The following is a 20,886-nucleotide window of genomic DNA, read 5'->3' on the forward strand; positions in this document are numbered from 1 at the left end:
CGCAATGACCAGTTTGCATGCCGATGAGGCCTTTCTCGACCATTATCAGTTGAGCCACGATCCGTTCGCGCCCCGTGTGCCCGGCTTCAAGTTCTTCCCTGCCCAGCGCAAGCCTGTGCTTGGCCAGCTGCACCATCTGGCGCGCTACAGTCAGCTGATGCTGGTGGTCAGCGGCCCGTTGGGCAGCGGCAAGTCGCTGCTGCGCCAGGCCCTGGTGGCCAGCACCAACAAGCAGGCTGTGCAGAGCGTGGTGGTATCTGCCCGCAGTGCCAGCGATGCCTCCAGCATGCTCGCCCAGGTCGCGCAGGATCTGGGCGTGGCCCAGCCCGAGGTTCAGGCGATCCTGTCCAAGGTGGTGCAGCTGGCACTGACCGGGCAGGAAGTGTATTTGCTGGTGGACGATGCGGAACAACTCGACGAGTCGGCACTCCAAGCGTTGCTGGAGTTGGCGGCGGGGGTACCGGAAGGGCGCCCGCACGTGTTCCTGTTCGGTGAGCCTTCACTGATTGCCGGGCTGGACGAGCTCAATGTCGAGGAAGAACGCTTCCACATCATCGAGCTTGCCCCCTACAGTGAAGAAGAAACCCGCGAGTACCTGGAGCAGCGCCTGGAAGGGGCTGGCCGGGGCATCGAGGTGTTCAGCCGTGAACAGATCGTCGATATCCATGAACACTCCGACGGCTGGCCTGGCAACATCAACCAGGTCGCCCGTGACACTTTGATCGAAGCCATGATCGCCAGCCGTTCGACGGCCAAGCGACCATCCATGGGGTTCAAGATGCCTAAAAAACATGTGCTCGCGCTGTCCGCTGTGGTCGTGGTCGCCGTTGCGGCTGCGGTGTTGATGCCCAAGAAAGGCGACAAGGCCCCCGCCGAAGCGCCGGCCGCCCAGGCTCAGCTGCCGCTTGGCGAAGGCAAGCCTGGGGCTGCCATCGAATTCTCCGGCTCGTCCCAGCCGATGCCACTGCCACTGGTTGGCCAGTCCCAGCCTGTAATGCGCGAGCCGCTGGCCCAGGCCGCTGGCATGGGTGAGGGTGAAGAAGGCAGCCCGGCGGGCGACACCGCCCTGCAGCCTGGCAACCCGCCGCCAACCGTGACCACCATTGCGCCGCCGCAAGGTGTGCCGGCTGGCCCGGCGCCTGCGCCTGCACAGCCTGTGGCCACTGCGCCGGTACAGCCGGTTGCGCCTGCGCCAAAGCCTGTTGCAACCCAGCCTGCGAAGCCGGTTGCACCTGCCAAGCCTGCACCTGCGCCAACCCAGGTCGCCGTGGCCAAGCCTGCCGCCAAACCTGCCGAGAAACCCGCCGCCACTGGCAGCGGCAACAGCGGCTGGTACTCCGGGCAGAAACCGGGCAATTACGTGGTGCAAATCCTGGGTACCAGCTCCGAGGCTTCGGCCCAGGCGTTCGTGAAAGCCCAGGGTGGCGACTATCGCTACTTCAAGAAAAACCTGCAGGGCAAGCCACTGTACGTAGTCACCTACGGCAGCTTCGCCAACCGCGATGCAGCGATTGCGGCAATCAAGAACTTGCCAGCGAAGGTCCAGGCTGGTAAACCTTGGCCACGAACCGTCGGCAGCGTCCAACAAGAGCTGGCCACGGCCCGCTGATACCTTCCGGGCGGCATCACCCCGCCGCCCAGTTGCTGAGCGATTTACTGACTTTCGACTAGCCTGCTGCGTTTCAACGCGGCAGGCTTTTCTGTCCCAGACTGCCGGCCACAAGCCCCTAGTTGCAGTCATGGCTGAAACGCTTCAGACTCATGCCAAGCCGCTATCACGGCGCATGGCGCAAAAACATTCAAAATTGCGACATAAATTTTCAATGGTGAGACATGAAAATTTGTGGGCATCGCTGTCGCTGTGCAACAATGGTTTTCCATGGCCACCGCAAAAAAGCTGGCGTTTGATCGGCGTGGATGGTAAGTGGTTGTTAAAAAAGAGATTTACCTCCGTTGAGAGGTGAACCTGGTGAGAATGTGTCTATGAAAACAGGTCTGTACCATCCCGAAGAATTCAAGGACAACTGTGGTTTTGGCCTGATCGCCCATATGACGGGCGAACCGAGCCACCACCTTCTGCAAACCGCCATGCAGGCGCTGACTTGCATGACCCACCGCGGCGGTATCAACGCCGACGGCAAGACCGGTGACGGTTGCGGTCTGCTCATGCAGAAGCCCGATCAATTCCTGCGAGCCGTGGCCCAGGAACACTTTGCCGTCGAGCTGCCCAAGCAGTACGCCGTCGGCATGGTGTTCTTCAACCAGGACCCGGTGAAAGCTGAAGCTGCCCGCGCCAACATGGACCGCGAGATCCTCGCCGCTGGCCTGAAACTGGTCGGCTGGCGCAAGGTACCGATCGATACCAGCGTACTCGGCCGCCTGGCCCTGGAGCGCCTGCCGCAGATCGAGCAGGTGTTCATCGGTGGTGAAGGCCTGAGTGACCAGGAATTCGCCATCAAGCTGTTCAGTGCCCGTCGCCGTTCGTCGGTGGCCAACGCCCACGATAGCGACCACTACATCTGCAGCTTCTCGCACAAGACCATCATCTACAAAGGCCTGATGATGCCGCGCGATCTCGCGGCGTTTTATCCAGACCTGGGTGACGAGCGCCTGCAAACAGCGATCTGCGTGTTCCACCAGCGCTTCTCCACCAACACCCTGCCGAAATGGCCGCTGGCGCAGCCGTTCCGCTTCCTCGCCCACAACGGCGAGATCAACACCATCACCGGCAACCGCAACTGGGCCATGGCCCGTCGCACCAAGTTCGCCAATGACCAGATCCCTGACCTCGAAGAGCTCGGCCCGCTGGTCAACCGCGTCGGTTCCGACTCGTCGAGCATGGACAACATGCTGGAGCTGATGGTTACCGGTGGCATCGACCTGTTCCGCGGCGTGCGCATGCTGGTACCGCCAGCCTGGCAGAACGTCGAGACCATGGACGCCGACCTGCGCGCCTTCTACGAATACAACTCCATGCACATGGAGCCGTGGGATGGCCCGGCCGGTATCGTGATGACCGAAGGCCGCCACGCGGTGTGCCTGCTCGACCGTAACGGCCTGCGCCCGGCGCGCTGGGTCACCACCACCAATGGCTACATCACCATCGCCTCGGAAATTGGCGTATGGGGTTACCAGCCTGAGGAAGTGCTGGCCAAGGGCCGTGTCGGCCCGGGCCAGATCCTTGCCGTGGACACTGAAACCGGCCAGATCCTCGACACCGACGCCATCGACAACCGCCTGAAGTCGCGCCACCCGTACAAGCGCTGGCTGCGTCAGCACGCCACCCGTATCCAGGCGACGCTGACCGACGACCAGGGCGCGGCCAGCTACGACGCTGACCAGCTCAAGCAATACATGAAGATGTTCCAGGTCACCTTCGAAGAGCGTGACCAGGTGCTGCGCCCGCTGGGTGAGCAGGGCCAGGAAGCCGTTGGTTCGATGGGTGACGACACGCCGATGGCCGTGCTGTCGCAGCGTGTGCGTTCGCCGTTCGACTTCTTCCGCCAGCAATTTGCCCAGGTGACCAACCCACCGATCGACCCACTGCGCGAAGCCATTGTGATGTCGCTGGAGATCTGCCTGGGCGCCGAGCGCAACATCTTCCAGGAGTCCCCGGAGCACGCTTCGCGGGTCATCCTCAGCTCCCCGGTCATTTCGCCCGCCAAGTGGCGTTCGCTGATGAACCTGGAGCGTGAAGGTTTCGACCGTCAGCTGATCGACCTCAACTATGAGCAGAGCGTCGGCCTGGAAGCGGCCATTCGCAACATCGCCGACCAGGCTGAAGAAGCCGTGCGCGCTGGCAAGACCCAGCTGGTGCTGAGCGACCGCTACATCGCCCCGGGCAAGCTGCCGGTGCACGCATCGCTGGCCGTTGGCGCGGTGCACCACCGCCTGACCGAACAGGGCCTGCGTTGCGACAGCAACATCCTGGTAGAAACCGCTACTGCCCGTGACCCGCATCACTTCGCCGTGCTGCTGGGCTTTGGTGCCTCGGCTGTGTACCCGTACCTGGCGTATGAAGTACTGGCTGACCTGATTCGTACCGGCGAAGTGCTCGGCGACCTGGACGAAGTGTTCAAGTACTACCGCAAGGGCATCTCCAAGGGCCTGCTGAAGATCCTGTCGAAGATGGGTATCTCTACCATCGCCTCGTACCGCGGTGCGCAGCTGTTCGAAGCCATCGGCCTGGCCGAGGAAGTGGTCGGCCTGAGCTTCAAGGGCGTGTCCAGCCGCATCAAGGGTGCGCGCTTCGTAGACCTGGAAAGCGACCAGAAGCTGCTGGCGGCCGAAGCCTGGAGCGCGCGCAAGCCGATCCAGCAAGGTGGCCTGCTGAAGTTCGTCCACGGTGGCGAATACCACGCCTACAACCCGGACGTGGTCAACACCCTGCAAGCCGCCGTGCAGCAGGGCGACTATGCCAAGTTCAAGGAATACACCACGCTGGTCGACCAGCGTCCGGTGTCGATGATCCGCGACCTGCTGAAGGTGAAAGTGGCCGATCAGCCACTGGCGCTGGAGCAGATCGAGCCGCTGGAGGCCATCCTCAAGCGTTTCGACTCCGCGGGTATCTCGCTGGGCGCACTGTCGCCGGAAGCCCACGAAGCGCTGGCCGAGGCCATGAACCGCCTGGGCGCGCGTTCCAACTCGGGTGAAGGCGGTGAAGACCCGTCCCGTTACGGCACCATCAAGAGCTCGAAGATCAAGCAGGTGGCCACCGGCCGCTTTGGTGTGACCCCGGAATACCTGGTCAATGCCGAAGTGCTGCAGATCAAGGTCGCCCAGGGCGCCAAGCCTGGTGAGGGCGGCCAGCTGCCGGGCGGCAAGGTCAACGGCCTGATCGCCAAGCTGCGTTATGCGGTACCGGGCGTGACCCTGATCTCGCCGCCGCCGCACCACGACATCTATTCGATCGAAGACCTGGCCCAGCTGATCTACGACCTCAAGCAGGTCAACCCGCAGGCCCTGGTCTCCGTGAAGCTGGTGGCAGAAGCCGGCGTGGGCACCATCGCCGCTGGCGTGGCCAAGGCCTATGCCGACCTGATCACCATCTCCGGTTATGACGGGGGTACCGGTGCTTCGCCGCTGACCTCGATCAAGTACGCCGGCGCCCCGTGGGAGCTGGGCCTGGCCGAAACCCACCAGACCCTGCGCGGCAACGACCTGCGCGGCAAGGTACGGGTACAGACCGACGGCGGCCTGAAAACCGGCCTGGACGTGATCAAGGCGGCCATCCTCGGCGCCGAAAGCTTCGGCTTCGGTACCGCGCCAATGATCGCCCTGGGCTGCAAGTACCTGCGCATCTGCCACCTGAACAACTGCGCCACCGGCGTGGCCACCCAGAACGACAAGCTGCGCAAGGACCACTACATCGGCACCGTCGACATGGTGATCAACTTCTTCACCTTCGTCGCCGAAGAAACCCGTGAGTGGCTGGCCAAGCTGGGTGTGCGCAGCCTGGGCGAGCTGATCGGCCGTACCGACCTGCTCGAAATGCTGCCAGGCGATACCGAGCGCCAGCAGTACCTGGACCTGTCGCCGCTGCTGGGCAGCTCGCACATTCCGGCAGACAAGCCGCAATTCTGCGAAGTCGACAAGAACCCGCCGTTCGACAAAGGCGAGCTGGCCGAGAAGATGGTGGATATGGCCCTGCCGGCGATTCGCGATCAGGCCGGTGGCGAGTTCAGCCTCGATATCTGCAACTGCGACCGCTCCATCGGCGCCCGTATCTCTGGCGAAATCGCCAAGCTGTACGGCAACCAGGGCATGGCCGCCAACCCGATCACCTTCCGCTTCAAGGGTACTGCGGGCCAGAGCTTCGGCGTGTGGAACGCCGGTGGCCTGAACCTGCACCTGCAAGGCGATGCCAACGACTACGTGGGCAAGGGCATGACCGGTGGCAAGGTCACCATCGTGCCGCCAGCCGGCAGCCCGTTCGAAACCCAGCACAGCGCCATCGTCGGCAACACCTGCCTGTACGGTGCCACTGGCGGCAAGCTGTTTGCCGCGGGTACTGCGGGCGAGCGCTTCGCTGTGCGTAACTCCGGCGCCCACGCTGTTGTCGAGGGCACTGGCGATCACTGCTGTGAGTACATGACCGGCGGCTTTGTCTGCGTCCTGGGCAAGACCGGTTACAACTTCGGTTCTGGCATGACTGGCGGCTTCGCCTACGTGCTCGACATGGACAATAGCTTCGTCGACAAGCTCAACCACGAGCTGGTGGAAATCCAGCGTATCAGTGGTGAAGCGATGGAGGCTTACCGCAGCCATCTGGCGCGCGTTCTTGGCGAGTATGTGGAAGAAACCGGCAGTGAGTGGGGGCGTGAGCTCTCGGAGAACCTGGACGACTACGTGCGGCGCTTCTGGCTGGTGAAGCCGAAGGCAGCCAACCTGAAGCAACTGTTGTCCAGCACACGTGCCAACCCGCAGTAAAAACAGCTGCAAGTGGCAAGCCTCAAGCTGCACGTAAAGGCAGTACGAGGTTTGCCCGGCTTAAGTGATCGTCTTGCGGCTTGCAGCGTGTAGCTTGCAGCTGCTGTAAAGAGGTTTTGAAAAATGGCTGAACGTCTGAACAACGACTTCCAGTTCATCGAAGTGGGCCGCAAGGACCCGAAGAAAAAGCTGCTGCGCCAGCGCAAGAAGGAGTTCGTGGAAATCTACGAACCGTTCAAGCCGCAGCAGTCTGTAGACCAGGCGCACCGCTGCCTGGGCTGCGGTAACCCGTATTGCGAATGGAAGTGCCCGGTGCACAACTTCATCCCCAACTGGTTGAAGCTGGTGTCCGAAGGCAACATCCTGGCTGCGGCCGAGCTGTCGCACCAGACCAACACCCTGCCGGAAGTGTGCGGCCGCGTGTGCCCGCAAGACCGTCTGTGTGAAGGTGCCTGCACCCTGAACGACGGCTTCGGCGCGGTGACCATCGGTTCGGTGGAGAAGTACATCACCGACACCGCTTTCGCCATGGGCTGGCGCCCGGACATGTCCAAGGTCAAGCCAACCGGCAAGCGCGTCGCCATCATCGGCGCCGGCCCGGCTGGCCTGGGCTGCGCCGACGTGCTGGTGCGCGCTGGGGTAACCCCGGTGGTGTTCGACAAGAACCCGGAAATCGGTGGCCTGCTGACCTTTGGCATCCCTGAGTTCAAGCTGGAAAAGACCGTGCTCAGCAACCGCCGCGAAGTGTTCACCGGCATGGGCATCGAGTTCCGCCTGAACACCGAGGTGGGCAAGGACGTGACCATGGAACAGCTGCTCGCCGAGTACGACGCAGTGTTCATGGGCATGGGTACCTACACCTACATGAAGGGCGGCTTCCCGGGCGAAGACCTGCCGGGCGTGCATGACGCACTGGATTTCCTGATCGCCAACGTCAACCGCAACCTGGGCTTCGAGAAGTCGCCGGAAGACTTCGTCGACATGCAGGGCAAGAAGGTAGTGGTACTGGGCGGTGGTGACACCGCGATGGACTGCAACCGCACCTCGATCCGCCAGGGCGCCAAAGCGGTGACCTGCGCCTATCGCCGTGACGAAGCCAACATGCCGGGTTCGCGCAAAGAGGTGAAGAACGCCAAGGAAGAGGGCGTGAAATTCCTCTACAACCGCCAGCCTATCGCCATTGTCGGCGAGGACAAGGTTGAAGGTGTGAAGGTGGTCGAGACCCGTCTCGGCGAGCCGGATGCCCGTGGTCGCCGCAGCCCTGAGCCGATCCCGGGTTCCGAAGAAATCCTGCCGGCCGATGCCGTGGTGATCGCCTTCGGCTTCCGCCCAAGCCCCGCGCCGTGGTTCGAGCAGCATGATATCCAGCTGGACAGCCAAGGCCGTGTGGTAGCGCCGGAGAAGGGCAAGTTCAAGCACCAGACCAGCAACCCGAAAGTGTTTGCCGGTGGCGACATGGTGCGTGGTTCGGACCTGGTGGTAACGGCCATCTTCGAAGGGCGTACGGCTGCCGAAGGTATCCTGGACTATCTCGAAGTCTGATCCATTGCCGGGGCCGCTTTGCGGCCCATCGCGGCACAAGGCCGCTCCTACAGGAGATATGCGATTCCCTGTAGGAGCGGCCTTGTGCCGCGATAGGGCTGCAAAGCAGCCCCAGGGCATTTTTTGTATACAAAAACGCTTGATCTGCGGCATCCAATAGACAAAACGCATGGCCATGGCCGTGCCTTTTGCGCTGGCGTCTGAGAAAATGCCCGCACTATTTTTCCGGATGCCGACATGACTGCCCTGAAGAACGACCGTTTCCTGCGTGCTCTGCTCAAGCAACCCGTAGACGTCACCCCGGTGTGGATGATGCGCCAGGCTGGCCGCTACCTGCCGGAGTACCGCGCCAGCCGCGCCAAGGCCGGTGACTTCATGAGCCTGTGCATGAACCCGCAGTTTGCCTGCGAGGTCACCCTGCAGCCGCTGGAGCGCTACCCGCTGGACGCGGCGATCCTGTTCTCGGACATCCTCACCATCCCTGACGCCATGGGCCTGGGCCTGTACTTCGAAACCGGCGAAGGCCCGCGTTTCAAGAAGGTCATCAGCACCCCGGCTGACATCGAAGCGCTGCCGATCCCCGACCCGCAGAAAGACCTGGGCTATGTGATGGACGCGGTCAGCACCATTCGCCGGGAGCTCAATGGCCGCGTGCCGCTGATCGGCTTCTCCGGCAGCCCGTGGACCTTGGCCACCTACATGGTCGAAGGCGGCTCGTCGAAGGACTTCCGCAAGACCAAGGCCATGGCCTACGACAACCCGCAGGCCCTGCACCTGCTGCTGGACAAGCTGGCCCAGTCGGTCACCAGCTACCTGAACGGCCAGATCCTGGCCGGCGCCCAGGCCGTGCAGATCTTCGACACCTGGGGCGGCAACCTGTCGGCGGCGGCTTACCAGGAATTCTCCCTGGCCTACATGCGCAAGATCGTCAGCGGCCTGATCCGCGAGCACGAAGGGCGCAAGGTGCCGGTGATCCTGTTCACCAAGAACGGTGGCCTGTGGCTGGAAAGCATCGCCGACGCCGGGGCAGACGCCCTGGGCCTGGACTGGACCTGCGAGATCGGCGATGCGCGCCGCCGTGTGGGTGACAAAGTGGCGCTGCAAGGCAACATGGACCCGACCGTGCTGTACGCCAAGCCCGAGGCTATCCGCCAGGAAGTGGCGCGTATTCTGGCCAGCTATGGCCACGGCACCGGCCACGTATTCAACCTTGGCCATGGCATCACCCCGGAAGTCGACCCGGAGCATGCCGGCGTGTTCATCAACGCCGTGCATGAGCTGTCGGCGCAGTACCATCAGTAATCTGATCGCTGAAAGCAAAGCCCGGCCCTGAGCCGGGCTTTTTGTTGCATTAAGTTTTGATTCAGCGAACGTCGCTAATCTGGTCCCATCGAAACCGAAACAGGACCCGATCCTCATGAAAGCACGTTACCTCGCCCTGATCCTTGCCCCTCTGTTCAGCACCGCTGCTCTGGCCGCAACCTATACCGGCCCTGGCGCCCAGTCGGTAACCACCGTGGCAGCTGCCAACGACGCTGCAGATGACACGCCTGTGGTGCTGCAGGGGTATGTGACCAAGAAGATCAACAACGACGACAAGTACGAGTTCAAGGACAACACCGGCACCATCACTGTTGAAATCGACGACGAAGACCTGCCGCCGACCCCGTTCAACGACAAGACCAAGGTCAAGCTGACCGGTGAGGTGGAGAAGCACCTGATGAGCCGCGAAGTGGATGTGGATATTGTCGAGATCATCAACTGATCTGATGGCCTCTTCGCGGGCACGCCCGCTCCCACAGGGACTGCACCGAACCCTGTGGGAGCGGGCGTGCCCGCGAATGCTTCACGCCGCTTTGGGTGGTAACTTGCTCAGGTGCAACGCCACCAGCAATGCCACCGCCAGCAAGCTGCCAATGAACAGCCCGATACCGCTCCAGCCCCACTGGTGCCAGAACACCCCGCCCGCCGTACCGGCCACGCTGGACCCTGCGTAATAGCTGAACAGGTACAGCGACGATGCCTGCCCCTTGGCCTTCAGTGCCCGGCGGCCGATCCAGCTGCTGGCCACCGAGTGCGCGCCAAAGAACCCGAAGGTGAACACCAGCATGCCCACAATCACCATCGCCAGCGGGCTCGCCAGGGTCATCAACAAACCACCCGCCATTACCACGATACTGGCCCAGAACACCTTGCGCCGGCCCAGCTTGTCCGCCAGCGCGCCGACTTGCGCCGAGCTGTAGATGCCAGACAGGTAGACCACCGACAGCAAGCCGACCAGCGCCTGGTTCATGTGGTAAGGCTCGGCCAGCAAGCGGTAGCCGATGTAGTTGAACAGGGTGACGAAGGCGCCCATCAGCAGGAAGGCCTCGAGGAACAGCCAAGGCAGGCCGGCATCCTTGAAGTGCATGACAAAGCCGTCCAGCAGGCTGCGTGGGCTCATCATCTGCGGGCGGAAGTTGCGCGATTCGGGCAGCACCTTCCAGAACACCAGGGCGGCGACCAGGGCCAGGCCACCGATGGTCAGCATGGCCGTGTGCCAGCTGACGAAGTCGATCAGCACGCCGGTGATCAGCCGTCCGCTCATGCCGCCAATGGCGTTGCCGCCGATGTACAGGCCCATGGCCAGGCCAATGTGCTGAGGGTGGATTTCTTCGCTCAGGTAGGTCATGGCCACAGCAGCCAAGCCGCTCAGTGACAGGCCAACCAGGGCGCGGGTGGCCAGTACCAGTTCCCAGCTTGGCATCACCGCGCTGGCCAGGGTGGAGAGGGCGGCGCACACCAGGGCAAAGACCATCACCGGCTTGCGCCCGATGCGGTCAGAAATGGGGCCGGTGATCAACAGGCCGAACGCCAGCATGGCGGTGGAAACCGACAGCACCAGGCTGCTCTGCGCCGCGTTGATGGCAAATTCTTTCGATAGCAGCGGCATCATCGGCTGCACGCAGTACAGCAGGGCGAAGGTGGCGAAGCCGCCGCTGAACAGGGCCAGCACGGTCTTCATGAAGGCGGGGGTGCCTTTTTCGATCCACATTTCGTTCAGTAGGGCAGGTTCTGGCTCGGCGGGAAGGGGGGCTGCAGCAATTTTCACGGGCGGGTACCTCTGGCGCAATGAAAAAAGCATATAGCTGGCTAATGATTAGATCCAATATATTGTTCGACCTATTTAAGACGTTTTGCGACCTGTTGGGAGCCGATCATGGAACTGCGCCATCTGCGTTACTTCATCGCCGTGGCCGAAGAGCTGCACTTTGGCCGTGCCGCCCAGCAGCTGGGCATTTCCCAGCCGCCCCTGAGCCAGCAGATCCAGGCCCTGGAGCAGGAACTGGGGGCGCGGTTGTTCGAGCGCACCAATCGTCGGGTCGAGCTGAGCGAGGCGGGGCGGCTGTTCCTTGAAGAGGCCCGCCAGGTGCTGGCGCAGGTGGAGAAGGCCGCAGATGTGGCCCGGCGGGCACAGCTGGGTGAACTGGGCGAAATGAAGATCGGCTTTACCTCGTCTGCGCCATTCACCTCGAAGATCCCCAAGGCCATCCATGCCTTTCGTCAGCGGTTCCCGGCGGTGCACCTGAACCTCAAGGAAATGAGCAGCCGCGATGTCGCCGAAGGGGTGTTCGACGAGTCCATCGAAGTGGGGCTGATGCGACCGATGCCGTTGCCGGAAGGCTTGTTGGCCACCGAGCTGTTCCGCGAGCCGCTGGTGGCGGTGATCAACGCCTCGCACCCGCTGGCTGAAGGCACTGAACAAGGGGTGCACATGGCGGCGCTGGCCCACGAGCCGTTCGTATTCTTCCCGCGCAGTTATGGCAGCGGCCTGCATGCGCAGTTGCTCACCCTGGCGCGTCAGGCAGGCTTCAGCCCGCACTTTGCCCAGGAGGCTGGGGAGGCAATGACCATCATCGGCCTGGTGTCGGCGGGGTTGGGGGTGTCGGTGTTGCCGGCGTCGTTCCAGCGCATGCGCATCGAAGGGGTGGTATACCGCACGCTGCTGGACGAAGGGGCGATGTCGGCGGTGTGGCTGGTGCAGCGCGAGCGCGGCAATTCGGTGATGGCCAAGGCGTTTGCCGAGCTGTTGACGGGGCAGGTGGTCGGCCAGGGATAATACGGGTCAAATGGCGCTGGCCATTGCCGCAGTGGCGCCACATACTCGGGCATTCGTTGATACACGGAGGTCTCTCATGCGGCGCGTGGTGTTCAATCAGAAAGGTGGCGTGGGCAAGTCGAGCATCGCCTGCAACCTGGCGGCGGTCAGTGCCAATGAAGGCTACCGGACCCTGTTGATCGACCTGGATGCCCAGGCGAATTCGACCCAGTACCTCACCGGCCTGACCGGCGAGGACATCCCCATGGGTATCGCCGACTTCTTCAAGCAAAGCCTGTCCAGCGGGCCGTTCAGCAAGAAGAACAAGGTCGACATCTACGAAACCCCGTTCGACAACTTGCACGTGGTCACGGCCACTGCCGAGTTGGCCGACCTGCAGCCCAAGCTTGAGGCCAAGCACAAGATCAACAAGCTGCGTAAGTTGCTCGACGAGCTGGACGAGGACTACGAGCGTATCTACATCGATACCCCGCCGGCACTTAACTTCTACGCGGTTTCCGCGTTGATCGCCGCTGATCGTGTGCTGATCCCCTTTGACTGCGACAGCTTCTCGCGCCAGGCCCTGTACGGCCTGCTGGCCGAGATCGAAGACCTCAAGGAAGACCACAACGAAGACCTGATGGTCGAAGGCATCGTGGTCAACCAGTTCCAGTCCCGTGCCAGCCTGCCGCAGCAAATGCTCGACGAGCTGCTGGCCGAGGGCCTGCCGGTGCTACCGGTGTACCTGGGCAGCTCGGTGAAGATGCGCGAATCGCACCACGCCAGCCTGCCGCTGATTCACCTGGAACCGCGGCACAAACTGACACAGCAGTTTGTCGAGTTGCACGATTTGCTTGAGCGCAGCGAATAGCGCCTGCCTGACGCTTGCACTGTATCCAAGTCCCAAGCATAATCTCCCAAAACGGGAGATTATGCTTGGATGCGCGTCATTGCCAAAAGCAGCTTGGTGAAGTTCTGGGAATTGCCTGGGCATGAAGATGCCAAAGCGGCCTTGGAAAGCTGGCACGATATGGCGCTCAAAGCTATCTGGCGAACGCCACAGGATGTAAAAGATCAGATTGGCAACGCCAGCATCTGCGGCAAGAACCGCGTGGTTTTCAACATCGGGGGGAACAAGTATCGGCTTGTGGTCGAGATGCAGTATCGAGCCGGTATTGCCTGGGTGAAGTTCGTAGGTACGCACAAGCGCTACGACGAGATTGACGTGGAGACAGTCTGTGAATATTAAGCCGATCCGCAATGATGACGACCTTCGAGCCGCGTTCCAGCGGCTCGAGGCCATTTTCCAGGCAGAAGCGGGCACGCCAGAAGCTGATGAAATGGAGGTGCTTGTGACACTGATTGAAGTGTACGAAAACAAGCACTATCCCATTCATCCCGCCAATCCCATCGAGGCCATCAAGTTCTGCATGGATCAGCAGGGCCTTACCCCACGTGATCTTGAGCCATTCATCGGCCCAAGCGGCCGAGTATCGGAAGTATTGAATGGGAAGCGTGGGCTAAGCCTTTCGATGATCAAGCGCCTGCATGATGGCCTTCGTATTCCCTATGAGTCGCTACTGGCAAATGCCTGAGAATTAGACCCCTTGGCTACGCACCCACTCCAGCAACGACTGAAGTGGAAACGCCCCGGCTTGGCGGCTGATTTCTCGCCCGTTCTTGAACAGCAGCAGGCTGGGGATCGAGCGGATGCCCAGTTGCCCGGCGAGGTTGCGGTTGGCTTCGCTGTCGAGTTTGGCCAGGCGGCAGCGGCCAGTGAGTTGGCGGGCGGCCTGTTCGAAAGTGGGCGCGAAGGATTTGCAAGGGCCGCACCAGTCGGCCCAGATGTCGACCAGCAGCGGCAGGTCGCCTTTGATCTGGCTGGCGTAGCTGGCTTCGGTGAGCTCGAAGGGGGTGCTCAGCAGCACGTCCTGTTTGCAGCGGCCGCATTTCGGTGCATCGCCCAGGCGCTCGGCGGGCAGGCGGTTCAGGCCGTTGCAGTGGGGGCAGGGGACTACCAGTGGGTCGGACATATCAATTCCTTGTGTTGTTTGTTCGGGCCCTATCGCCGGCAAGCCAGCTCCCACAGGGGTACCGCTTGCCTCAAGTCTGGCGCGTTACCTGTGGGAGCTGGCTTGCCGGCGATAGGGCCGGTAGAGCAATCATCAATCAGGAAGAGCAGCTGATTTCCAGGTGCTTGCCCCATTCCGGCGGCCGCTCGGCGTAGGCCTGCATCCCGGGCTGTTCCTCGAAGGGGCTGGTCAGTACCTTGTGCAATTGCCGCACTTCACTGTAATCCCCCGCTTCAGCCGCTTCGATGGCTTTCTGCGCCAGGTAGTTGCGCAGCACATACAGCGGGTTCACCGCATGCATCCGTTCACGGCGGCCTTCGGCATTGCCGGGTTCACGTTCACAGCGGGCCAGGTAGTCTGTACCCCAGGCATCGAAGCCAGCCAGGTCGATGAAGTCGTCGCGCACCACCTTCAGCGCATCGGCCACCGGCTGCTCACCGAGTTTTCGGAAGAACAGGCTGTAGTCCACGCCACCACGCTGCATGCACTGCAGCAGGCGCTCGACCAGTGCCATGTCGTCGTCCTCGGCAGTGGTCAGGCCCAGACGCCGGCGCATCAGGTCCAGGTAGTGGGCCTGGTACAGCGGCAGGAACAGCCCCAACGCTTCCTTCAACGGCTCAACCTCGATCACGGTGGTCAGTGCCTGGGCCAGCGCGCTGAGGTTCCAGTGGGCGATGGGCACCTGGTTGGCGTAGCTGTAGCGGCCACGGTCGTCGGAGTGGTTGCAGATGAAGTTGGCGTCGAAGTCGTCGAGGAAGGCGTACGGGCCGAAGTCGAAGGTAATGCCCAGGATCGACATGTTGTCGGTGTTCATCACCCCGTGGCAGAAGCCATAGGCCTGCCAGCGGGCGATCAGTTCGGCGTTGCGCTCGACGATGGTGCGGAACATGGCCAGGTAGGGTTGTTCGTCGTCACGGCATTCGGGGTAGTGTTGCTCCAGCACATGGTCGATCAGCACACGCTGCTGCTCGGGCTGTTTGGTGTAGTAGAAATACTCGAAATGGCCGAAACGCACGTGGCTCTGCGCCACGCGGGTGAGCATGGCCGCGCTTTCACGGGTTTCGCGCCACACCGCGGTGCTGGAGCCGATCACGCACAGCGCCCGGCTGCTGGGGATGCCGAGGGCGTGCAGGGCTTCGGAGGCAAGGAATTCGCGGATCGACGAGCGCAGCACGGCGCGGCCGTCGCCCATGCGTGAATACGGGGTCTGGCCGGCGCCCTTGAGGTGCAGGTCCCAGTGCTCGCCTTTGTTGTTGAGCACTTCGGCCAGCAGCAGGCCGCGGCCATCGCCCAGGCGTGGGTTGTACGAGCCGAACTGGTGGCCGGAATAGACCATCGCCCGTGGGTCGGCTTCTTCCCACAGCTTATGGCCGCTGAACAGCTCGGCGAAAACCGGCAGGTCGGCCTGGGCGGGGTCGAGGTCGAGCAAGGCCATGGCCGACTCGCTGGCTACCACCAGGCGCGGGTCTGCAATGGGCTCGGGCAGCACCTGGGTGGAGAACGCATCGCCCAGGCGGGCGAAGCGGTTGTCGAAGGTGAGTTGGTCGAGGGCTTTCACGGGCTGCTCCTGAGGTTCAGCACAGAATAAAGCATTCGAGCCCACTCAGGCCTGTGCAGTGCCATCCGGTTTAGGTTGCTCCAGCGGAATCAGCTGCTGCTTGCCGCCCTTCTGGTCCATCAGGAACACCTCCACCTGGCGTACCGAGATCTTGATGTTGTGGGCCTTGAACTCGCGGTTGATGTAGCGGTTGATCTCGTCCAGCGTCGGGTTGCGGTCGCCCAGGTCGCGCACGTGCATGCGCAACTCGTGGTCCAGCGAGCTTTCACCAAAGTTGAGGAAGTACACGATCGGCTCCGGGTCCTTGAGCACGCGCGGGTTTTCGTGTGCACCCTTGAGCAGCAGGTCGCGTACCAGGTCCAGGTCGGAGCCGTAGTCGATGCCCAGCTTCAGCGTCACCCGGGTGACCGTGTCGGTCAGCGACCAGTTGATCAGCTGGCCGGTGATGAAGGTCTTGTTGGGGACGATGATGTCCTTGCGGTCGAAGTCGGTGATGGTGGTGGCACGGATGCGGATCTTGCTCACCGTGCCGGACAGGTTGCCGATGGTGATGGTGTCGCCAATCCGTACCGGGCGCTCGAACAGGATCATGATGCCGGAGATGAAGTTGGCGAAGATTTCCTGCATGCCGAAGCCCAGGCCCACCGACAACGCGGCCACCAGCCATTGCAGCTTGTCCCAGCTTACCCCCAGGGTCGACAGGGTACTGACGATACCGATGCCGACAATGGTGTACGACAGCAGCGTGGTGGTGGCATAGGCGCTGCCTTGCGCCAGGTTCAGGCGTGACAGCACCAGCACCTCGAGCAGGCCCGGCAAGTTGCCGGCCAGGGCGAAGGTGATGCCGACGATCACCAGCGCACCCAGCAGGTCGCCGAGGCTGATCGGCACCATGCTGGCGGCCGCGCCGGTGCCGCTGGTGTATTCGTACAGGACGAAATTGTTGAGGTAGGCAAACACCGAGATCAGGTCTGCCCACACCCAGTACAGGCCGGCGATGAAGCCGCCGAGCAGGGCCAGGCGGATCAGGCGCAGCGACTGCTGGTTGACCTGCTCGATGTCCAGCGTCGGCTCTTCGGTGAAGACTTCGCCATCCAGCCCTTCCTTGGCCGCAGCCCGTTTGCTGAGCGCGCGCTGGTAAGCCAGGCGCCGTGCCGCCACCGACAGGCCGCGCACGAACGCAGCCTCTATCACCAGCCAGAACAGCAGCAGGTACAGGGTATAGATGAGTCGGTCGGTGAGCTTCAGCGCGGTGTAGTAGTAGCCGAAGCACACGGCGACGAACAGGGCGATGGGCAGGGCGGTGAACGCTACGCCCACGGCCCTGCGGAACAGCGAGGTGTCGCGGTGTGCGGGGCTGCTGAGCAGCAGGCGGCTGAGCAGCCAGGCCATCAGTGCGTAGCAGGTCAGCACTACGCCGATACCCAGCACGTCGTCGGCCAGTGCCGAAGGCTGGTGTTCGGCCACCGCCACCACGCCGACCAGCGCCAGCACCACGGTGCCCAGGCGGCGCACCCAACCCCGTAGGAACTCGACCTGCGGCTTGTGCCAGCGGAAGTGGATTTCGGCCACGCCACCGGGGGCGAGGATGCGGTAGGCGGTGTAGAACACCAGCCAGGCCTGGGCCAGTTGCCAGAGTGCGGCGCCGAGGTTGGCGTTTTGCCCGCGGGCGTCGATCTGCAGGGCGTAGCTGCACAGCGCCAGGCCAAGGCTGACCGGCATCGCCAGGAGGATGTTGATAAGGATCGCCTGGGGTGTGTGCCATTGGCTGTCACGGCGGAAGTGGCCGATGTCCTGGTGCACCTTGCCCAGCCGTTGATACAGGTACTTGCGCCGCCACAACAGCGCGCCGATCACCAGCAACAGCGGCAGGAACAGCAGTGGGCGCTGGCTCAGGCCGTCGGTCAGCTCTTTCAGGCCCGAGCCCCACGGCAGGTTGGCGACCTGGTCGGCCAGGCGCTCGGGTACATAGCTCAGCCAGTCCCAGTCCAGCGGCTTGTTGCTGGGGATCCAGAACATCTGCTCGTCGAGGGTGGTACGCAGGTTCTGTGCGGTGCCCAGCAGTTGCTTCTGGTTCAGCTGCAAGGTGATCGATTCGTTGAGCAGTGCCGACAGTTCGCGGTTCAGCCGCTCCAGCAGGTCACTGCGGGTGATCGCCACGTCCAGCAAGGCCTTGCGCAGTTGCGGGTTCACATCTTCCTGCGCCTGGACGGCGAGCAGCTTGTCGACGTAGGTGACCGGGCTGCTCATCTGTTCGCGTTGCTGGTTGACCTCGAACTGGTACAGGCGGGTGTCGGCGATCTGGTCGGCCAGGTCGCGGTCGACTTTCAGGTGCGGCAGGGTCTGCTTCTGCTTGTAGAGGATCTTCGACAACAGCAGGCTGCCCTTGAGCACGTTGATCTGCTCGTCCAGCGCCTGGTCGGCCTGGGTCAGGCTGTCCAGCTGCTGCTTGGTGCGCAGGTTCTGCTGGGTCAGCTCGTTGAGGCGGTCGGTGCTTTTCAGCAGGTAGTCGGAGAGCTTGAGGTTGATCGCGCTTTCGGTGGCCAGCAGGCTGCTGCCACCGGCCTTCTGGGCCTCGATCGACTGCTGGGTGACCGCTTCCTGGGACTGGGCCAGGCGCTTGCCGTTGATCAGGGTCTGCAGGTCCTGGATTTCCTGCTCCAGGCGCGCGGCGCGCTCGATCAGCAAATCATGACGAGCATTGCCCAGGTCTTGCAGCAGGCTGTTGCCGGCCAGTTCCTGGCGGCGCAACAGGGTCAGCGCATTGAGCGAGGCGAGTTCGGCATTGAGCTGGTTGCGCTGGTCGGCGTTGATCGACTTGCCGCCGTCCTTGCCGGTTTTAAGGATGTTGTTGATCTGCTGGGCGCGGGCCTGGCTGTTGCTGATTTCGGCCTGGGCGCGTTCCGGGCGGGTTTGCGAATTGATGATCAGGCTGTTGGCTTCGGACAGCGCCTTCTGTAGCTCGCCCTGCTGGGTGTTGCGTTCGCTGAGCATTTGCTCGAGCTGGGGCACCGAGAGTGCAGCGTAGCGTTGGGCGACGGGCTGCGCCTTGCTTTCCTTGAGCCTGGCCAGCTCCTTCTGGCTGTCACTGGTTTCCTTGGGGGCACTGGTCAGCTGCTGCTTGAGGGCGGCGAGCTTCTTTTCGTTGTCTTCCTTGCTGGCAAGCAGGCTCAACGTCTGTTCGAGCACTTGCTGCAGGGCTTTCTGGTCAGCCTCGGGCAGTTTGCGCTCGGCGATCTTGTCGAGGCTGTTCTGGATGCTGGCGGTGGTCGGGGCCTCTGCTGCGGTGGCCGCAAAGGAAAGGGACAGGCACAGCCCGAGCAGGGCTGTGCGAAGGTACGCGCGCAGGGACATAGGCAAACTACTTGTGGATCCGGCAGAAACGAAGTTTAGAGGAACAATCCTGGTCCGGGTCGCGTTCCTTCGGGGAATCTGACGCCCACTTTCTGGATCTTGTTCCCGTCCATGGTTGCCACGGTCCAGATCGTGCCATGCCAATCGACCTGGTCACCTACTACTGGAGCGCCTCCGACCTTCTGTCGGATGAACTGCGCCAACGGCATTTTCGCGTCCAGGCCATCGAGTTTCAGGCCGTAAAGCGCAGCCACGGCACCCAGTTCGGCATCGCCTTCGAGCACGAAGTCGCCAAAGAAACGCAGGTCCAGGCCACGCTGTGGCGCCTGGCTGAACAGCTTGCCCAGGGCCGGCAGGTTGTGCTCGTGGCCGATCACGCAAAGCATGTCGCCCACTTCCAGCACGGTACTGCCCGATGGGTGCAGCAGTTGCTCGCCACGGAACAGGGCGGCAATCCGGGTGCCTTCGGGCATTTTCAGCTCGCGCAGGGCGGCACCGATGCACCATTTTTCGGCGCCCAGGCGGTAGACGAACATTTCCCACTCACTGGTGATGTGCACTTCCAGGGCTGAGCGGGAGATCGGTGCCGGGTCTGGCGGCACGGTCACTTTCAGCAGTTTGGCCATCCACGGCAGGCTGGTGCCTTGCACCAGCAGTGACACCAGCACGATGAAGAACGCCAGGTTGAAGAACAGCTGGGCGTCTGGCAGCCCGGCCATCAGCGGGAACACCGCCAGAATGATCGGCACCGCGCCGCGCAGGCCGACCCAGGAGATAAAGCCCTTTTCGCGGCCATGGAAGGCCTTGAACGGCAGCAGTGCAGCGACCACCGACAGCGGCCGTGCCACCAGAATCATCCACAATGCCAGGCCTAGCGCCGGCAAGGCGATAGGCAGCAGGTCGTGGGGCGTGACCAGCAGCCCCAGTACCAGGAACATGCCGATCTGGGCCAGCCAGGCCATGCCGTCGAGCATGTGCAGGATGCCGTGGCGGCTGCGGATAGGCTTGTTGCCCAGCACCAGGCCGCACAGGTAAACGGCAAGGAAGCCGCTACCGTGCAGGGCGTTGGTCAGCGAGAACACCACCAGGCCGCCGGCTACCACCAGGATCGGGTACAGGCCACCGGCCAGGTTGATGCGGTTGACCAGCTGCAGCATCACCCAGCCGCCACCCAGGCCCAGCAGCCCGCCAATGCCGAACTCGCGCAACAGGTGGCCCAGCAGGCCCCAGTGCAGGCCGGTCTGGCCGCTGGCGATCATGTCGATCAGGGTGACCGTGAGGAACACCGCCATCGGGTCGTTGCTGCCTGATTCGATCTCCAGGGTGGCGGTAACCCGCTCGTTCAGGCCTTTGCCGCCCAGCAGCGAGAACACTGCAGCGGCATCGGTGGAGCCGACGATGGCGCCGATCAGCAGGCCCTGGATGAGGCTCAGGTTGAACAGCCAGGCGGCAACCAGGCCGGTGAGGGCGGTGGTGATCATCACCCCGACCGTGGCCAGCGACAGCGCCGGCCACAGCGCCACGCGGAAGCTTGCCACCCGCGTGCGCAGGCCACCGTCCAGCAGGATCACGGCCAATGCCAGGTTGCCCACCAGGTAGGCGGTCGGGTAGTTGTTGAAGATGATACCGCCACCATCGACACCGGCGACCATGCCGACGGCGAGGATGATGACCAGAATAGGGATGCCCAGGCGCGATGACAGGGAACTGACCAGGATACTTGCGCCCACCAGCAATGCGCCGATCAAGAACAGGCTGTTGATGGTGCTTGCATCCAAAGGCAGGTACTCCGGGACAGCGCGGGGAAATAGGACTAGATAGCATGCTGCTAGCAGGTCGCGTGCCAATCGATT

At 62.7% G+C, this 20,886-nt stretch carries 15 protein-coding genes; 10 read left to right on the forward strand and 5 right to left on the reverse strand.

Annotated elements, in window-relative coordinates; genetic code table 11:
- Positions 1 to 4 precede the first annotated feature (4 nt).
- The 6 genes from N805_RS23935 to N805_RS23955 all read left to right on the forward strand — a co-directional run bounded on the left by N805_RS23935 (position 5) and on the right by N805_RS23955 (position 9,736).
- Positions 5 to 1,609 carry an SPOR domain-containing protein gene (locus N805_RS23935; RefSeq protein ID WP_019472103.1) on the forward strand — a complete coding sequence of 535 codons (1,605 nt, stop codon included), beginning with the start codon at positions 5 to 7 and terminating at the stop codon, positions 1,607 to 1,609.
- Between the two features lie 130 nt (positions 1,610 to 1,739).
- A complete protein-coding gene (locus N805_RS30610) occupies positions 1,740 to 1,964 on the forward strand; it encodes a hypothetical protein (protein WP_132844974.1) in 225 nt (74 codons plus the stop codon).
- A 19-nt stretch (positions 1,965 to 1,983) separates the two neighbouring features.
- Positions 1,984 to 6,429 (forward strand): glutamate synthase large subunit, encoded by a 4,446-nt coding sequence (gene gltB, locus N805_RS23940; RefSeq protein WP_019472104.1) that lies wholly within the window; start codon positions 1,984 to 1,986, stop codon positions 6,427 to 6,429.
- A 123-nt stretch (positions 6,430 to 6,552) separates the two neighbouring features.
- A complete protein-coding gene (locus N805_RS23945; protein WP_019472105.1) occupies positions 6,553 to 7,971 on the forward strand; it encodes an FAD-dependent oxidoreductase in 1,419 nt (472 codons plus the stop codon).
- Between the two features lie 237 nt (positions 7,972 to 8,208).
- On the forward strand, positions 8,209 to 9,273 hold the full coding sequence (hemE, locus tag N805_RS23950; protein WP_019472106.1) for a uroporphyrinogen decarboxylase: 1,065 nt from the start codon (positions 8,209 to 8,211) through the stop codon (positions 9,271 to 9,273).
- Positions 9,274 to 9,388: 115 nt separating this feature from the next.
- The gene (locus tag N805_RS23955; RefSeq protein ID WP_016502036.1) at positions 9,389 to 9,736 is read left to right on the forward strand and encodes a YgiW/YdeI family stress tolerance OB fold protein; all 348 of its coding nucleotides are present in this window, start codon (positions 9,389 to 9,391) and stop codon (positions 9,734 to 9,736) included.
- Between the two features lie 81 nt (positions 9,737 to 9,817).
- On the opposite strand, the gene N805_RS23960 is transcribed toward N805_RS23955, so the two are convergent.
- Positions 9,818 to 11,095 carry an MFS transporter gene (locus N805_RS23960; RefSeq protein ID WP_371113226.1) on the reverse strand — a complete coding sequence of 426 codons (1,278 nt, stop codon included), beginning with the start codon at positions 11,093 to 11,095 and terminating at the stop codon, positions 9,818 to 9,820.
- 75 nt (positions 11,096 to 11,170) lie between these two features.
- On the opposite strand from N805_RS23960, the gene N805_RS23965 reads away from it, so the two are divergent.
- The 4 genes from N805_RS23965 (at position 11,171) to N805_RS23980 (ending at position 13,644) form a co-directional block, all read left to right on the forward strand.
- Positions 11,171 to 12,070, forward strand: a complete 900-nt coding sequence (locus N805_RS23965; RefSeq protein ID WP_019472108.1) for a LysR family transcriptional regulator — start codon at positions 11,171 to 11,173, stop codon at positions 12,068 to 12,070.
- 76 nt (positions 12,071 to 12,146) lie between these two features.
- Positions 12,147 to 12,920, forward strand: coding sequence for a ParA family protein (locus N805_RS23970; protein WP_016502033.1), 774 nt, complete (start codon positions 12,147 to 12,149; stop codon positions 12,918 to 12,920).
- Positions 12,921 to 12,989: 69 nt separating this feature from the next.
- The gene (locus tag N805_RS23975) at positions 12,990 to 13,298 is read left to right on the forward strand and encodes a type II toxin-antitoxin system HigB family toxin (RefSeq protein ID WP_016502032.1); all 309 of its coding nucleotides are present in this window, start codon (positions 12,990 to 12,992) and stop codon (positions 13,296 to 13,298) included.
- Complete coding sequence (locus tag N805_RS23980; protein ID WP_019472109.1) at positions 13,288 to 13,644, forward strand: helix-turn-helix domain-containing protein; 357 nt, start codon at positions 13,288 to 13,290, stop codon at positions 13,642 to 13,644. The genes N805_RS23975 and N805_RS23980 overlap by 11 nt, the downstream gene beginning before the upstream one ends.
- Positions 13,645 to 13,647: 3 nt before the next feature.
- Here the strand turns inward: N805_RS23980 and trxC are convergent, their stop codons facing one another.
- From trxC to N805_RS24000, 4 genes are all read right to left on the reverse strand, one after another.
- Positions 13,648 to 14,082 (reverse strand): thioredoxin TrxC, encoded by a 435-nt coding sequence (trxC, locus tag N805_RS23985; RefSeq protein WP_019472110.1) that lies wholly within the window; start codon positions 14,080 to 14,082, stop codon positions 13,648 to 13,650.
- A 136-nt stretch (positions 14,083 to 14,218) separates the two neighbouring features.
- The gene (gene selO / locus N805_RS23990) at positions 14,219 to 15,679 is read right to left on the reverse strand and encodes a protein adenylyltransferase SelO (RefSeq protein WP_019473141.1); all 1,461 of its coding nucleotides are present in this window, start codon (positions 15,677 to 15,679) and stop codon (positions 14,219 to 14,221) included.
- A 45-nt stretch (positions 15,680 to 15,724) separates the two neighbouring features.
- Positions 15,725 to 19,033 carry a mechanosensitive channel MscK gene (gene mscK, locus N805_RS23995; RefSeq protein WP_019473140.1) on the reverse strand — a complete coding sequence of 1,103 codons (3,309 nt, stop codon included), beginning with the start codon at positions 19,031 to 19,033 and terminating at the stop codon, positions 15,725 to 15,727.
- A gap of 35 nt (positions 19,034 to 19,068) precedes the next feature.
- Positions 19,069 to 20,811 carry a potassium/proton antiporter gene (locus tag N805_RS24000; protein ID WP_019473139.1) on the reverse strand — a complete coding sequence of 581 codons (1,743 nt, stop codon included), beginning with the start codon at positions 20,809 to 20,811 and terminating at the stop codon, positions 19,069 to 19,071.
- Positions 20,812 to 20,886 lie beyond the last annotated feature (75 nt).

Source organism: Pseudomonas putida S13.1.2, from assembly GCF_000498395.2.
Taxonomy (GTDB): Bacteria; Pseudomonadota; Gammaproteobacteria; order Pseudomonadales; family Pseudomonadaceae; genus Aquipseudomonas; species Aquipseudomonas putida_Q.